At 60.2% G+C, this 16,790-nt stretch carries 7 protein-coding genes; 6 read left to right on the top strand and 1 reads right to left on the bottom strand.

What is annotated here, in order from left to right; genetic code table 11:
- Positions 1-51: 51 nt before the first annotated feature.
- From irp1 to fyuA, 5 genes are all read left to right on the top strand, one after another.
- The gene (irp1, locus tag ABLV75_RS04545) at positions 52-9,531 is read left to right on the top strand and encodes a yersiniabactin polyketide synthase HMWP1 (protein ID WP_048257958.1); all 9,480 of its coding nucleotides are present in this window, start codon (positions 52-54) and stop codon (positions 9,529-9,531) included.
- Positions 9,528-10,625, top strand: coding sequence for a Gfo/Idh/MocA family oxidoreductase (locus tag ABLV75_RS04540; RefSeq protein ID WP_047719830.1), 1,098 nt, complete (start codon positions 9,528-9,530; stop codon positions 10,623-10,625). Before irp1 ends, ABLV75_RS04540 begins: the two co-directional genes overlap by 4 nt.
- Positions 10,622-11,425: an alpha/beta fold hydrolase gene (locus ABLV75_RS04535; RefSeq protein WP_047719829.1), complete on the top strand. Its 804-nt coding sequence runs from the start codon at positions 10,622-10,624 to the stop codon at positions 11,423-11,425. The genes ABLV75_RS04540 and ABLV75_RS04535 overlap by 4 nt, the downstream gene beginning before the upstream one ends.
- 3 nt (positions 11,426-11,428) lie before the next feature.
- Positions 11,429-13,006: an AMP-binding protein gene (locus tag ABLV75_RS04530; RefSeq protein ID WP_348854894.1), complete on the top strand. Its 1,578-nt coding sequence runs from the start codon at positions 11,429-11,431 to the stop codon at positions 13,004-13,006.
- Between the two features lie 130 nt (positions 13,007-13,136).
- On the top strand, positions 13,137-15,158 hold the full coding sequence (gene fyuA / locus ABLV75_RS04525; RefSeq protein ID WP_004102110.1) for a siderophore yersiniabactin receptor FyuA: 2,022 nt from the start codon (positions 13,137-13,139) through the stop codon (positions 15,156-15,158).
- 45 nt (positions 15,159-15,203) lie between these two features.
- Here fyuA and ABLV75_RS04520 read toward each other — a convergent pair whose 3' ends face one another.
- Positions 15,204-15,785 carry a nucleotidyltransferase family protein gene (locus ABLV75_RS04520; RefSeq protein ID WP_023320965.1) on the bottom strand — a complete coding sequence of 194 codons (582 nt, stop codon included), beginning with the start codon at positions 15,783-15,785 and terminating at the stop codon, positions 15,204-15,206.
- 122 nt (positions 15,786-15,907) lie between these two features.
- Here ABLV75_RS04520 and ABLV75_RS04515 point away from each other — a divergent pair, with 122 nt between their 5' ends.
- Positions 15,908-16,759: a MurR/RpiR family transcriptional regulator gene (locus tag ABLV75_RS04515; RefSeq protein ID WP_032704848.1), complete on the top strand. Its 852-nt coding sequence runs from the start codon at positions 15,908-15,910 to the stop codon at positions 16,757-16,759.
- The last annotated feature ends 31 nt before the right edge of the window (positions 16,760-16,790 follow it).

The raw sequence follows: 16,790 nt of genomic DNA, 5'->3' as shown, positions 1-16,790 counted from the left end.
GCAAGCGCGGCGTGCCATTGACTTTGTGACTCTTAGGAAACGAGACCGATTATGGATAACTTGCGCTTCTCTTCTGCGCCGACAGCAGATTCCATTGATGCATCGATCGCTGAACGCTACCCGGACTGCGAACCTGTCGCGGTGATCGGCTACGCCTGCCATTTTCCTGAAGCGCCCGATGGCGAAACGTTCTGGCAAAACGTGCTGGAAGGCCGTGAATGCAGCAGGCGCTTTACCCGCGAGGCGCTGCTGGCCGCCGGTCTGGATGCCGCGGTGATTGACGATCCTCATTACGTCAATATCGGGACGGTTTTAGACAACGCCGACTGCTTCGACGCCGCCCTGTTTGGCTACTCGCGGCAAGAAGCCGAATCTATCGATCCGCAGCAGCGGCTGTTTTTGCAGGCGGTCTGGCATGCGCTGGAGCATGCCGGCTATGCCCCCGGCGCCGTCCCCCACAAGACCGGCGTTTTCGCCTCTTCCCGGATGAGCACCTATCCCGGCCGCGAAGCCCTGAACGTCACGGAAGTCGCGCAGGTCAAGGGTCTGCAGTCGCTGATGGGTAATGATAAGGACTATATTGCCACCCGCGCCGCGTATAAGCTCAATCTGCACGGCCCGGCGCTATCGATACAGACCGCCTGCTCCAGTTCGCTGGTTGCGGTGCATCTGGCCTGCGAAAGCTTGCGCGCGGGGGAGTCCGATATGGCGGTGGCCGGCGGCGTGGCGCTCTCTTTCCCCCAGCAGGCGGGCTACCGCTACCAGCCCGGGATGATTTTCTCTCCCGATGGCCACTGTCGCCCTTTTGACGCCTCGGCAGAAGGCACCTGGGCCGGCAACGGTCTCGGCTGCGTGGTACTGCGCCGCCTGAGAGATGCGCTGCTGTCAGAGGATCCGATTATTGCCGTGATCCTCTCCAGCGCGGTCAACAACGACGGTAGCCGAAAAGTGGGTTATACCGCGCCGTCGGTGGCAGGACAGCAAGCGGTCATCGAAGAGGCGTTAATGCTGGCGGCGATCGATGACAGACAGATTGGCTACATTGAAACCCACGGTACCGGCACGCCGCTGGGAGACGCGATTGAAATTGAAGCGCTGCGCAACGTTTATGCGCCCCGCCCGCCGCATCAGCGCTGCGCGCTCGGTTCGGTGAAAAGCAATGTTGGCCATCTGGATACGGCGGCCGGGATTGCCGGGCTGCTGAAAACCGTCCTCGCGGTCAACCGCGGACAAATTCCGCCGATGCTAAATTTTGCCACGCCAAACCCGGCGCTCAAGCTCGACGAAAGCCCGTTCACCGTGCCGGTGACGGCCCAGGCGTGGCAGGACGAAGTACGCTACGCGGGCGTCTCCTCCTTTGGCATTGGCGGCACAAACTGCCACATGATCGTCGCCTCGCTGCCCGATGAGCTCAAATTACCGTTGCCTGGTGCGGATGACGGTAGCAGGAGCACCGCGCTGCTGCTCAGCGCCGCCAGCGACACCGCGTTGCGGCAGCTGGCTACGGACTATGCTCGGGCGCTGAGGGAAAACGCGGATGCCAGTAATCTGGCCTTCACGGCTTTGCGCGCCCGCCGTCTCGATCTCCCCTTTCGTCTGGCGACGGCATTAAATGATGATACCGCCGCTGCCCTTAGCGCCTGGGCTGGAGAACAGGCCGGGGCGCCGGTTTATAGCGGCCACGGCGTCAGCGGTAGGCAGGTGTGGCTGTTTACCGGGCAGGGCTCGCACTGGCGGACCATGGGCCACGCCATGTGCCAGCGTTCGAAGGTGTTTGCCGACACGCTTGAACGCTGTTTTTCCGCCTGTCGTGAAATGCTCACGCCCTCCCTGCGCGACGCGATGTTTAATCCCGACTCGGCGCAGCTGGAGGAGATGACCTGGGCGCAGCCAGCCATCGTTGCCTTTGAAATCGCCATGGCGGCGCACTGGCGCGCCGAGGGATTGCAGCCGGATTACGCCATCGGTCACTCGGTGGGCGAATTTGCCGCCGCCGTGGTCTGCGGACACTATACGATTGAACAGGTTATGCCGCTGGTTTGCCGCCGCGGGGCGCTGATGCAGCTGTGCGCAAACGGCGCGATGGTGGCGGTGTTCGCGCAAGAAGAGGCGCTGATGCCGCTGGCCCGCCAGTTTGAGCTGGATCTGGCGGCCAACAACGGCACCCGGCATACGGTCTTTTCCGGGCCGGAAGCCCGTATTGCGGAATTTTGCGCCGCGCTTTCGCAGCGTGATATCAGCTATCGTCGCCTGAGCGTTTCCGGCGCGGCGCACTCCGCCTTACTGGAGCCGATACTCGATCGTTTTCAGGACGCCTGCGCCGGGCTGCACGCAGAGCCCGGGCAGCTACAGCTTATTTCCACCCTCACCGCCGGGGCCATAGATGCGTCGACGCTCAATCAGGCGGATTACTGGCGCCGCCATATGCGCCAGCCGGTGCGCTTTATCCAGAGTATTCAGGCGGCGCACAAGCTCGGCGCCCGCGTTTTTGTAGAGATGGGACCCGATGCCCAGCTGATTGCCTCCGGACAGCGCGAATACCGGGATAACGCTTACTGGATAGCCAGCGCCCGCCGTAACCAGGAGGCGAGCGCTGTCCTGAATCAGGCGCTGCTCCAGCTGTACGCCGCCGGCGTCACCCTGCCGTGGGCAGACTTACTGGCGGGCAATGGGCAACGTATCTCTGCGCCACGCTATCCGTTCGCGACCGAGCGTTACTGGAAAGAGCACGTTTCCAACGTTTGCGAGCCTGACGACGTCGCGCTGTCCGCCGGCGCTGAGGTGGCGAGTCGCGCCGCGGCAGCGCTCGATCTTCCCCGGCTGGAAGCGCTTAAACGCTGCGCCACGCGGCTACACGCCATCTATGTCGATCGGCTGGTACAACGCTGTGCGGACGATGCCATTGCCAGCGGCGTCGACGCCATGACCATTATGCGCCGAGGCCGTCTGCTGCCGCGCTACCAGCAGCTGCTTCAACGCCTGCTGAATAACTGCGTGGCCGACGGCGACTACCGCTACGCTGACGGGCGTTATTTCCGCGCCCGCCCGATTGAACATGAGCAGAGGGAAGCTCTGCTGGCGGAGCTTGCTGGCTATTGTGAAGGTTTTCAGGCTATTCCCGAGACCATCGCCCGCGCCGGCGAACGGCTGTATGAAATGATGAGCGGCGAGGAAGAGCCGGTGGCGATCATCTTCCCGCAGGGCGCCTCCGACGGCGTGGAGGTCCTCTATCAGGAATTCAGCTTTGGCCGCTATTTCAACCAAATCGCCGCCGGTATCTTACGCGGTCTCGTCCAGACGCGTCAGCCCCAGCGCCCTTTACGAATCCTGGAAGTCGGCGGCGGTACCGGCGGCACCACCGCGTGGCTGCTGCCGGAACTCAACGGCGTTCCGGCGCTGGAGTACCACTTCACCGATATCTCCGCCCTGTTTACCCGCCGCGCCCAGCAGAAATTCGCCGACTATGGCTTTGTGCGCTACCACGAACTGGATCTCGAAAAAGAGGCGCAGTCCCAGGGGTTCCAGGCAAACTCATACGATCTTATCGTGGCGGCGAACGTAATCCACGCCACTCGCCATATTGGCCGCACGCTCGATAATCTGCGCCCTCTGCTCAAACCGGGCGGACGCCTGCTGATGCGCGAAATCACCCAGCCAATGCGTCTGTTTGATTTCGTTTTTGGCCCGCTGGTGCTTCCGCTCCAGGATATCGACGCCCGCGAAGGCGAGCTCTTCCTCACCCCCCAACAGTGGCAGCAGCAGTGTCGCCGTGCCGGATTCAGCAAAGTGGCGTGGCTACCGCAGGAGGGTAGCCCGACCGCCGGTATGAGCGAACATATCATTCTCGCCACGCTGCCCGGTCAGGGGATATCCTCGTCATCAGCATCCGCGCTGGGGCAGACGTTGCCGGATAACGCTGATGATCTCGCCGACTGGTCCGATTGCGCGGGTCAGCCGGAACGGTTTAACGCCCGCTGGCAGGAGGCCTGGCGGCGGCTCTCAGCGCGGCACGGCGACAATTCCCCCGTGGAACCGCCCCAGGTCAGCCCCCCGCAGTGGCTGGGGGAGGTGCGCTTAAGCTGGCGAAACGCCGCCTTTTCCCGCGGCGAGATGCGCGTGGAAGCCCGTCATCCTGATGGCGAGTGGCTGCCGCTGGCTCCCGCCGCGCCTGTTCCTGCGCCGCAGACGCATTATCAATGGCGCTGGACGCCCTTCAGCGCCGCCAGCGATGGCCGCCCACTGGCATTTCGCTTCAGCGCCGGTACGCTTGCGCACGAAAATGAGCTGGCGCAATGCGGTATCCTTCACGATCCGCAGGCCGCTTCGGTGCTCATTATTGTCGAGGAGAGCGAACAGACGCTGGCGTTAGCGAAACAAGTGAAGGAGGCCCTGACCACCGGCGCCGGAGGATTGATTGCGATCACTCGCCGCGCGTGGCAGGTTGAGGAGAATGAGGCGCTCGCCGCGTCTCATCACGCTCTGTGGGCTTTGCTTCGCGTCGCGGCCAATGAACAGCCGGAACGCTTGATTGCCGCCATCGATCTGGCCGAAAACACGCCATGGGAAACGCTGCGTCAGGGATTGAGCGCCGTCTCCCTTTCTCAGCGCTGGCTCGCCGCAAGGGGCAACGCCCTCTGGCTCCCCTCCCTGGCGCCGAATCCAGGGCGCGCCGCCGATCTTCCGGCAAATGTCTTCGCTGGCGATACCCGCTGGCATCTGGTGACCGGCGCGTTTAGCGGATTGGGCCGCCTTGCCGTTAACTGGCTCAAAGAAAAAGGGGCGCAACGTATTGCCCTGCTGGCGCCGCGCGTGGATGCCTCCTGGCCGGGCGACATCGAGGGGGTGCAAATCCGCGTCTGCCGTTGTGATGTTGGCAACGCCCGACAGCTGACCAGGGTTCTCGATAAGCTGGCGGGCGATGGCGGCATTGCCGGGGCGATCCACGCCGCAGGCGTATTGGCTGATGGGCCGCTGCAGGATCTGGACGATCGCCAGCTGGCCGCGGTTTACGCGGTGAAAGCGCAGGCGGCAGACCAGCTGCGGCAAAGCCTGAGCGACCACAACGCACGCTATCTTATTCTTTACTCCTCCGCAGCCGCCGCCCTCGGCGCGCCGGGTCAAAGCGCCCATGCGCTGGCCTGCGGCTATCTGGACGGGCTGGCGCGGCAACATACTTCTGATGATACTCCGAAAACGATAACCATTGCCTGGGGCGCCTGGGGGGAAAGCGGTCGGGCGGCCACGCCGGAAATGCTGGCGACGCTGGCCAGCCGCGGCATGGGCGCGTTAAGCAATGCCGAAGGCTGCTGGCATCTGGAACAGGCGGTGATGCGCGGTGCCCCATGGCGGCTGGCGATGCGTGTTTTCAGCGACAACATGCCTCCGCTACAACAGGCCCTGTTCCATAGCGGGTCCGCAGAAAAAGCCGCAGTGCCGGTCAGCCCTCCTGCGGATGACAACGTCTTTAACGGCAGCCTGAGCGATGAAACGGCGGTAATGACATGGCTGAAAAAACGCATCGCAGTTCAGTTACGGCTAAGCGATCCGGCATCGCTGCAGGCAAATCAGGATCTGTTGCCGCTGGGCATGGATTCGCTGCTCTTCCTTGAGCTCAGTAGCGATATTCAGCACTACCTGGGCGTGCGCATCAATGCGGAACGGGCGTGGCAGGATCTGTCGCCGCGTGGGCTCACGCAGCTTATCTGTTCTATACCAGAGAAGACGCCTGCCGCTTCGCAGCCGGAAGCGTTACGGCACGACGCCGATGAGCGTTATGCCCCCTTCCCTCTGACGCCGATTCAGCACGCCTACTGGCTGGGAAGAACCCATCTTATTGGTTATGGTGGCGTTGCCTGTCACGTGCTGTTTGAGTGGGATAAACGCCACGATGAACTCGACCTCTCCCTACTGGAGAAAGCATGGAACCAGCTTATTGCCCGTCACGATATGCTGCGAATGGTGGTAGATGCCGACGGCCAACAGCGCGTTCTGGCGACAACCCCGACGTATCGCATCCCGCGCGACGATCTGCGCGCGCTCTCCCCGCAGGAGCAGCGCCTGGCGCTGGAAAAACGGCGGTTGGAACTGAGCTATCGCGTTTTACCCGCCGACCAGTGGCCTCTTTTTGAACTGGTGGTCAGCGAAATCGACGATTGTCGCTATCGCCTGCACATGAACCTCGATCTTCTGCAGTTCGATGTGCAGAGTTTTAAAGTTATGATGGACGATCTGGCGCAGGCCTGGCGCGGAGAGACGCTGGCGCCGCTCGATATCACCTTTCGCGATTATGTGATGGCTGAACAGGCGCGCCGGCAGACGGCGGCATGGCACGATGCCTGGGAGTACTGGCAGGAAAAACTACCGCAATTACCCCTGGCGCCGGAACTGCCGGTGGTGGAGACGCCGCCGGAAACTCCACACTTCACCACGTTCACCTCAACGATCGGCAAGCCTGCGTGGCAGGCCGTTAAGCAGCGCTGGCAGCAGCAAGGGCTCACCCCTTCTGCCGCGCTGCTCACGCTGTTTGCCGCCACCCTCGAGCGCTGGAGCCGCACCGCTGAATTTACCCTGAACCTGACTTTCTTTAATCGCCAGCCGGTTCATCCGCAAATCAACCAGTTGATTGGTGATTTTACCTCCGTCACGCTGGTCGATTTTAACTTCACCGCGCCGGCGACGCTGCAAGAGCAGATGCAAGGAACCCAGCAGCGCCTGTGGCAGAACATGGCGCACAGCGAAATGAACGGCGTCGAGGTGATCCGCGAGCTGGGGCGCCTGCGCGGATCGCAGCATCAACCGCTGATGCCGGTGGTGTTTACCAGCATGCTGGGAATGACGCTGGAAGGCATGGCTATCGATCGGGCGATGAGTCGTCTGTTCGGTGAACCCTGCTATGTGTTCACGCAAACGCCGCAGGTCTGGCTGGATCATCAGGTCATGGAGAGCGATGGCGAGTTGACGTTTAGCTGGTACTGCATGGATAACGTGCTGGTGCCGGGCACAGCGCAAGCCATGTTTACAGACTATTGCGCCATCCTGCAGGCCGCTATTGCCAGCCCTGAAAGCCTGCAGACGATGGCCAGCGGTATTGCCGAACAGAACCCGCGCCGCCGCTGGCCGCTCAAAGCGCAGACGGACTACGATTTGCGGGATATTGAGCAGGCGACGCTGGACTATCCCGGTATCCAGCGGGCCAGAGCGGAACTAAGCGAAAATGGCGCATTAACGCTGGATATCGTCATGGCCGAGGGGCCGTCGCCCTCCGCGCTCGCCCCGGCTGAGCGCGATCTCGCCTCGCTGGCGCTGCCGTTGCCTGAGCAGGCGCAACTTGATGAACTGGACGCGACCTGGCGCTGGCTGGAGGCGCGTGCGCTACGAGGGATCGCCGACACGCTGACTCGCCATGGTTTATTCACCTCGCCGGAGAGCGCCCATCGCTTTAGCGAAATTGTACAGGCGCTGGCCGCGCAGGGGGCCCGGCGACGTCTGCTGCGCCAGTGGCTACAGTGTCTGACGGAAAGAGAATGGTTGGCCCGCGAGGGGGATAGCTGGCGCTGCCGCATGGCGTTCAGCGAGATCCCCGGGCCGCAGGATGCCTGCCCGCCAACCCAATGGAGTCAGGCGCTGGCGCAGTATCTGGACGCCTCTATTTCCCGCCACGACGACCTTTTCTCCGGGCAGTGTTCGCCGCTGGAACTGCTGTTCAATGAGCCGTTGCGCGTAACCGACGCGCTGTATCGCGAAAACCCCGCCAGCGCCTGTCTGAATCGCTATACCGCACAGATTGCCACCCTATGCGGCGCAGAACGCATCCTCGAGGTGGGCGCCGGAACCGCAGCCACCGCGGAGCCGGTGCTGAAGGCCACGCAAAGCACGCGACGTTCATACCATTTCACCGATGTCTCCACGCAGTTCCTCAACGATGCCCGGAGCCGTTTCCACGATCAATCGCGGGTTTCTTACGCCTTATTCGACATTAACCAGCCGCTGGATTTCGCCGCCCATCCGGCAGAAGGATACGACCTGATTATTGCCGTCAATGTGCTTCACGACGCCAGTCATATCGTTCAGACGTTGCGCCGATTAAAGCTGCTGCTGAAAACCGGCGGACGTTTGCTGATCGTCGAGGCGACGGAGCGAAACAGCGTATTCCAGCTGGCGAGCGTCGGCTTTATCGAGGGATTGAGCGGATACCGTGATTTCCGCCGCCGGGATGAGAAACCCATGCTAGCCCGTTCGGCGTGGCAGGAAGTGCTTGCGCAAGCCGGGTTTGTCAACGAGCTGGCGTGGCCGACGCAGGAATCCTCGCCTCTGCGCCAGCATCTGCTGGTCGCGCGTTCGCCTGGCGTGAATCGACCGGATAAAGCAGCCGTAAGACGCTATCTGCAGCAGCGTTTTGGCTCCGGCCTGCCCGCATTACGGATTCGCCAACAAGAAGCGTTACTTGCGCCGCTGCGTACCCCGTCCGTTGCGCAGATTGCCCCAGCCGAATCGACCCCGGTCGCCGGGGGCGATCCGACGCTGGAAAAACAGGTCGCTGAACTCTGGCAATCGCTGCTTTCTCGCCCCGTGGCCAGACATCACGACTTTTTTGCGCTGGGCGGCGACAGTCTGATGGCGACAAGGATGGTCGCGCAGCTGAACCGCAGAGGAATTGCCAGCGCCAGCCTTCAGGATCTGTTCACCCATTCAACGCTCAGCGACTTCTGCGCCCATCTGCAGGCCTGTTCGTCGGCAGAGGAGGACAATCCTGTGCTCGTTTGCCACGGCGCGGGTGATGAAACGTTGTTTGTTTTCCACGCTTCCGACGGCGATATCAGCGCCTGGCTGCCGCTTGCCCGGGCGCTGGACAGGCGCGTATTCGGCCTGCAGGCAAAATCGCCGCAGCGTTTTGCCACGCTTGATCGGATGATCGATGAGTATGTCGCATCCATCCGTCGCCAGCAGCCACACGGCCCCTATGTGCTGGCGGGATGGTCGTACGGCGCTTTTCTTGCAGCTGGCGCCGCGCAGCGTCTGTACGCCAAAGGCGAGCAGGTACGGCTGGCGTTAATCGATCCCGTGTGTCGACAGGATTTTCGTTGCGCCAACCGGACGGCCCTGCTGCGGCTGTTAGCCGAAGGGAATACGCCGCTGGCGCTGCCGGAACATTTTGACCGGCTGACGCCCGCCCGCCAGCTTGCCGTCTTCATCGACCTTGCCAGAACGGCGGGAATGGTGCCGCAAAACCTGACGCGGCAAGCGGCAGAAACGTGGATCGACAACATCGCGCATCTGCTGCGTTTACTGGCCGGGCATACGCCGGGCGAAGCCGTTGCGCTTCCCTGCCTCATCCTGCATGCCGTAATGAGACCCGCGCGCTGGACGCCAGCGGAGACCGAATGGCGGGCCTGGATGGACCGCGCCGACCGCTATGCGATTAAAGCCAGTCACTGGCAAATCATGCTGGAGCCCCCCCACGTTCAGGCTTGCGCGCAGCATATCCAGCGCTGGCTTGGCGCAACCTCAACGCAACCGGAGAACACCTTATGATGCCGTCCACCTTCGACAAACAACGCGTACTGATTGTGGGCGCCAAATTCGGCGAAATGTACCTCAACGCCTTTATGCAGCCCCAGGAGGGGCTCGAACTGGTTGGCCTGCTGGCCCAGGGAAGCCCGCGCGCAAAAGAGCTGGCCCAGGCGTTTGGTATCCCGCTGTATACCTCGCTCGAACAGATCAAGGAGATGCCGGATATCGCCTGTATCGTCGTGCGCTCGACCGTCGCCGGCGGGAGCGGAACGCAGCTTGCCCGGCACTTTTTAACTCACGGGGCGCACGTTATTCAGGAGCATCCCCTCCACCCGGATGATGTCCGTTCATTACAAGCGCTGGCGCAGGAACAGGGGCGTTGCTATTGGGTCAATACGTTTTATCCGCACGCGCTTGCCGGTCGCGTGTGGCTCAGGGACGCGGAGCAGTTACGTCGCTGTCTGGATCAGGGGCCGTCGATTGTCCATGCCACCACCAGCCGGCAGTTGCTCTACTCCACTCTCGATTTATTGCTGCTGGGTCTGGGCGTGGATGCCGCCAGCGTGGCGTGCGCAGTGGTCGGCAGCTTCAGCGACTTTCACTGTCTGAGACTCTACTGGCCGGAGGGAGAGGCGTGCCTGCTGCTTCAGCGCTATCTCGATCCTGACGATCCGGATATGCACAGCCTGATTATGCACCGTCTGCTGCTGGGATGGCCGGAAGGATATCTTTCGCTGGAGGCGAGCTACGGCCCCGTCATCTGGTCATCCAGCCTGTTTGTCGCCGAACATCAGGAGAATGCTCGCAGCCTCTACCGCAGACCGGAGATCCTGCGCGACCCGCCGGGTCAGACGCGCAGCCCGGCGCCCCTGAGCTGGCGTGATTGCTGTGAAACCGCCGGGCCTGAGGGCGTCGGAAGATTACTCCATCAGCTGCGCAGCCATCTGGCGGGCGAAAATGCGCCTGCCGCCTGCCACGGCGCTCATCAGCTGGCGGTGTCGTACCTATGGCAGCAGATTTTACGCGCGACCGGCAATGCCGAGATCCGCCACCTGAAGCCGCCGCGTCATGAACGGTTAACGGCTTTCTACCGCCACGATGAGGAGTCCCGATGATGCAATCTGCCATGTGTACTCCGTTATGGCCCGCCCGCAGCGCCAGTACGGCGCATCTGGTGATGTGCCCCTTCGCGGGCGGCAGCAGTAGCGCGTTTCGCTGCTGGCGAGAGCAGCCTATGGCGGACATCGCGCTTTCCCTGGTAACCTGGCCGGGACGCGATCGCCTGCGCCATCTGACGCCGCTCAACAGCATTATGCCGCTGGCGGTACGGCTGGCGAACGAACTGCAACAGAGCGTATCTCCTGAGGCGCCGCTGCTGCTCGCCGGGCACAGTATGGGCGCGCAGGTGGCGTTTGAAACCTGTCGCCTTTTGGAGCAACGAGGACATGCGCCGTATGGCCTGATTATTTCGGGGTGCCATGCTCCTCACCTCCATTCCGAACGCCGACTCAGCCATCGCGATGATGCCGACTTTATCGCTGAGCTGATAGATATTGGCGGATGTTCGCCTGAGCTGCGGGAAAACGAGGAGTTAATATCGCTGTTTCTTCCCCTCCTGCGCGCCGATTTTTACGCCACCGAGCATTATCACTACGAATCGCCCGATCGCGCCTCGCCGCTGGGCACGCCTGCGCTGCTCATATGCGGCAGCCGCGATCGCGAAGCCTCCCGGCAGCAGGTCGACGCCTGGCGTCAGTGGCTGACCCACGTTACCGGGCCGGTCACAATCGACGGCGATCACTTCTATCCCATTCAACAATCCCGCGCCTTCTTTACGCAGATTGTCCGCCATTTTCCCGACGCATTTTCGACGCTGACCGCTGTGCAAAAACAGTCCAGTACTTCTGAAAGGTGACGCATGCACGCTTCTTTTAACACTCTGATTGAACAGTATCCCTTACCTATTGCCGCACAGCTGCGCTGCTGGGCGGCGCGTTATTCCACGCAAACAGCGCTCGTTGATGACGGGGGTGCGCTAACCTACAGCGAGCTTGATGTCCGGGTCGACCAGCTTGCCGCAGGGTTAGACTCGCTGGGGTTGCGTTCAGGACAGCATGTGATTGTGCAGCTTCCAAACGGCAACGCCTTCGTGATCCTGTTGTTCGCCTTGTTAAGACTCGGCGCGATCCCCGTTCTGGCGATGCCCTCCCAGCGGGAGCTGGATATCGACGTGCTGATCGCGCTGGCGCAACCCGTCGCATATTTTATTCACGGGGAAAACCATGCAGGGCTGGCCCGCCAGATGATGCATAAACACGCCTGCTTGCGTCATGTTCTGACCATCGAACAATGCGCAGATGACGATTTTACGCCGCTGTTCTCGCTGCACGGCGAGCTTCAGGCGTGGCGGCAGCCCGAGGTTTCCGCCACCGCGCTGCTGCTGCTTTCAGGCGGCACCACCGGGACGCCAAAGCTTATTCCGCGACGGCACGCCGACTATAGCTATAACTTCAGCGCCTCTGCCGAACTGTGCGGCATCAACGCCCAAAGCGTATATCTCGCCGTCCTTCCCGTGGCGCATAATTTTCCGCTGGCCTGTCCCGGTATTCTGGGAACGCTTGCCTGCGGCGGGAAGGTGGTGCTGACCAACAGCGCCAGCTGCGATGAGGTGATGCCATTAATCGCCGAATGCCGGGCGACGCACGTCGCGCTGGTGCCGGCCCTGGCGCAGCTCTGGGCGCAGGCCAGAGAGTGGGAAGAGAGCGATCTCTCTTCGCTGCGCGTCATTCAGGTGGGCGGCGCCCGCCTCGATCCGACGCTGGCAGAGCAGATCATCGCCACCTTTAACTGCACCCTGCAGCAGGTATTCGGCATGGCGGAGGGGCTGCTTTGCTTTACCCGTCTCAACGATCCGCTGGTCAGCGTTCTCCATAGCCAGGGGCGCCCGCTATCTCCCCTGGATGAAATTCGCGTCGTTGACGAAGAAGAGAACGACGTTGCGCCTGGCGAAACCGGACAGTTATTAACGTGCGGCCCTTACACGATTTCGGGCTATTATCGCGCTCCCGAGTACAATGCCCGGGCCTTTACCGCGCAAGGATTTTACCGTACGGGCGATAATGTCAGGCGCGATGAGGCGGGAAACCTGTACGTTGAGGGACGCATAAAAGAGCAGATCAACCGCGCCGGAGAGAAAATTGCCGCGGCGGAAGTGGAAGCGGCGCTGATGCGTCTGGAGGCGGTAAAGGATTGCGCCGTGGTTGCCGCGCCGGACACGCTGCTTGGCGAGCGAATTTGCGCGTTTATCATCGCGCAGCAGACGCCATTTGACTATCAACAGTTGCGTCACCAGCTAACCCAGCTGGGGCTCAGCGCGTGGAAAATTCCGGACCAAATTGAGTTTCTGACCCACTGGCCGCTCACCGCCGTCGGCAAGGTAGATAAAAAACGCCTGACGGCGCTCGCCACCGAGCGTTGTCGCCAGACGTCACAATAAGCGCAACCCTACCCGAAACAGGTGGAAATAAACCCGTTTCGGGTAGCAGCACAATTAGAAATAGTTATCATTTTCAATTCACCGTTGTGGCTATTTTTGGCGTTTCGCCGTTTTACAGGGACTCATAACAATGAAAATGACACGGTTTTACCCTCTGATTGTGGGAGGGTTTCTGCTCCCGGGCATGGCTCATGCCCAGACTGCACAGCAAGACGAAACCACGCTGGTGGTCACCGCCAGTAAACAGTCTTCCCGCTCGGCATCAGCCAATAACGTCTCTTCTACCGTTATCAGCGCGACGGAGTTAAGCGACGCAGGCGTTACCGCCAGCGACAAACTCCCCCGAGTGTTGCCCGGACTCAATATTGAAAATAGCGGCAATATGCTTTTTTCAACGATCTCGCTTCGCGGCATCTCTTCTGCCCAGGACTTCTATAACCCTGCCGTCACCCTGTATGTCGACGGGGTTCCCCAGCTATCTACTAACACCATCCAGGCGCTAACCGATGTGCAAAGCGTGGAGCTGCTGCGGGGTCCCCAGGGAACCTTGTATGGCAAAAGCGCTCAGGGCGGGATTATCAACATCGTCACGCAGCAGCCGGACAGCACCCCGCGCGGCTATATTGAAGGCGGCGTCAGCAGCCGCGACAGCTATCGTAGCAAGTTCAACCTGAGCGGCCCTCTTCAGGATGGTCTGCTCTATGGCAGCGTAACGCTGTTACGCCAGGTTGATGACGGCGAGATGATTAACCCTGCGACGGGAAGCGATGATTTAGGCGGCACCCGCGCCAGCATAGGGAATGTGAAACTGCGTCTGGCGCCGGACGACCAGCCCTGGGAAATGGGATTTGCCGCCTCGCGCGAATGTACTCGCGCGACACAGGATGCCTATGTGGCATGGAATGATATTAAGAGCCGTAAACTGTCGATCGACCCGGGGTCGCCGGACCCATATATGCGGCGCTGCACTGACAGCCAGACGCTCAGCGGGAAATACAGCACCGAGGACTGGGTTTTCAATCTGATCGGCGCCTGGCAGCAGCAGAATTATTCACGCACTTTTCCTTCCGGCTCGTTGATCGTCAATATGCCCCAACGCTGGAATCAGGATGTGCAGGAGCTACGCGCCGCGACTCTCGGCGAGACGCGGACCGTGGATATGGTGTTCGGATTGTACCGGCAGAATACCCGGGAGAAGCTAAATTCAGCCTACGATATGCCGACCATGCCCTATTTAAGCAGCACCGGCTACACCACCGCCGAAACGCTGGCCGCCTACAGCGATCTGACCTGGCATTTAACCGATCGTTTTGACATCGGCGGCGGCGCGCGTTTCTCACATGATAAAGCCAGCACGCAGTATCACGGCAGTATGCTCGGTAACCCCTTTGGCGATCGTGGTAAAAGCAGTGATGACCACGTGCTCGGACAGCTCTCCGCAGGCTATATGCTGACCGACGACTGGCGGGTGTATACCCGCGTAGCGCAGGGATATAAACCTTCCGGATATAATATCGTGCCTACCGCAGGCCTTGATGCCAGGCCGTTCAGCGCGGAAAAATCCATCAACTACGAAATTGGCACCCGCTACGAGACCGCCGACGTCACGCTGCAAGCCGCGACGTTTTATACCCACACCAAAGATATGCAGCTCTACTCTGGTCCGGTCGGGATGCAGACCTTAAGCAACGCGGGGAGAGCCGACGCCACCGGCGTTGAGCTTGAGGCAAAATGGCGGTTTGCGCCCGGCTGGTCATGGGACATCAATGGCAACATGATCCGTTCCGAATTCACCAATGACAGTGAGCTGTATCACGGCAACCGGGTGCCGTTTGTTCCGCGTTACGGCGCGGGGAGCAGCGTGAACGGCATGATTGATACCCGTTATGGGGCGCTGATGCCCCGACTGGCGGTGAATCTGGTAGGACCGCATTATTTCGATGGCGATAACCAGCTGCGGCAAGGGACTTACGCCACCCTCGACAGCAGCCTGGGCTGGCAGGCGACTGAACGGATGAATATTTCCGTCTATGTCGATAATCTGTTCGATCGCCGTTACCGTACCTACGGCTATATGAACGGCAGCAGCGCTGTCGCGCAGGTCAATATGGGCCGCACCGTGGGGATCAATACGCGCATTGATTTCTTCTGACAATCGATAGAGGGGGGCGATTAGCGCATCCCCTTCACCGCTGACTCACCGCTGGGTTTGACCGCCTCCGGTCGGGAGCATAAGCTGCAGAACAGGATAGCGTTCCAGCCAGCGTTTTTCCGCCACGCGCTGGCGGAAAATATTCAGCTTATCGCCCTCAAATTCCGGCGTTGGCCGCAGGCGACGTTCAAACAGATCGTCGAGTCCGTAAGGCGCAATGACCTCAATAAGGCCAGAGCGCCCTATTCTGACCGCGATGGCCGTCGCCGTCTCAGGCCAGTAGCTAAGCGCATTCTCCGTTGAATGATAAGGTTGATTACCGTTACGCTGGTGCATTCTGGCCTGATTCTTCACCGACCAGTTAAAGGCGGGCGACCGTTGGCAAAGCCCCGCTACCAGCGCGTTATCGTGGGCAGCACTGCAGCTTTTCGGATCGAACCAGACAACATCCACATCACCCCAAACCGGCCTTTGACCGTATCCGTGCAGATGATCCCAAACCGCATCTCTGACCAGGCCGGCACCGATCCAGCCATCGTTGAGTTCGAGCGCCTGAACGGCATAAAGCGCCTCCATTCTGAGCGGGTCGCTGAATAATAATCTCTGTAATTCGTCCTGATATTTCATTCTTCGCCTGGTGCCGTCTGATTGCCTGGCGACAAATCTGCCTGATGGCAGAGTGGTTATCAACCTTCCGATTATCTTGTATGATGGCGAACAATTATCGTCTCACTTTTAAAGGTGGCCAGGTGCTTGATCTAAAGCTAAGAGAAGTGAATAACAATCTGTCCGCCAAAGAGCGTCTTGTCGCCGACTATATTCTGGCGAATAAGCCGCTGCTAAAAAGCATGAGCATTCAGACCCTGGCCAAAGCGAATGATGTCAGCACCACAACCATCCTGCGTCTCTGCCACAAACTCGGCTATCAGGGTTTCAGCGATCTTAAAATTGATCTGATCACCTCTTCTGGTCATCCCCAGCACGACAAGGTTTTACAGGAGGATATCAATCTTGATGACTCTGTAGAGAGCGTCAATCATAAAATCCAGCTGATTGAAAAATCCTCCATTGATGAGACCCATGCCATCGTGAATATCGAACAGCTAGAGCTGGCGATAGCGCTGATCAGGAAGAGTAATAAGATCGTGATTTACGGTGCCGGCAGCAGCGGACTCGTCGGTAAAGAGCTGGAGTATCAGCTCATCAAAATAAAGAAAGACGTGAGCTGTCACGCGGATTACAGTATTCAGTACAGCATCGTCAATACGCTGGATGAGCATGACCTGGTGATTATTCTCTCCCATTCCGGCGAAAACCTGGAAAGCGTTAAGCTGCTGACCATGGCTCAGCAGCTGGGCGTTCCGTCAATTGCTATCACCAAAATGGGGCAAAGCCGCATCTCTGCTCTCGCTACCGTTCTGTTACACACCATCACCAGCGAAAGCGTATCTCGCCTGATCCCTATCCGTTCAAAAATGTCGCAGCTCTCGGTTATCAATATGCTGGTGACGAATCTCTTTATTCAGCAATACGACGATCGCCTGCTGAAACAAACCCAAAACCGCGCCCAGCGTTTCTACAATCAGAATCACAAATCCTGACGAATAACGCGCTCCAGCCTCCTGCCCTTGC

It is taken from the genome of Klebsiella sp. CN_Kp066 (assembly GCF_040065135.1).
Taxonomy (GTDB): Bacteria; Pseudomonadota; Gammaproteobacteria; order Enterobacterales; family Enterobacteriaceae; genus Klebsiella; species Klebsiella oxytoca.
This window is presented reverse-complemented; position numbering and strand designations above follow the sequence as displayed.

Bases quoted from the DNA above. Each gene is read 5' to 3' on its own strand.
- fyuA (WP_004102110.1), top strand. From the start codon at position 13,137: ATGAAAATGACACGGTTTTACCCTCTGATTGTGGGAGGGTTTCTGCTC.
- ABLV75_RS04530 (WP_348854894.1), top strand. From the start codon at position 11,429: ATGCACGCTTCTTTTAACACTCTGATTGAACAGTATCCCTTACCTATT.
- ABLV75_RS04540 (WP_047719830.1), top strand. From the start codon at position 9,528: ATGATGCCGTCCACCTTCGACAAACAACGCGTACTGATTGTGGGCGCC.
- ABLV75_RS04520 (WP_023320965.1), bottom strand. From the start codon at position 15,785: ATGAAATATCAGGACGAATTACAGAGATTATTATTCAGCGACCCGCTC.
- irp1 (WP_048257958.1), top strand. From the start codon at position 52: ATGGATAACTTGCGCTTCTCTTCTGCGCCGACAGCAGATTCCATTGAT.
- ABLV75_RS04535 (WP_047719829.1), top strand. From the start codon at position 10,622: ATGATGCAATCTGCCATGTGTACTCCGTTATGGCCCGCCCGCAGCGCC.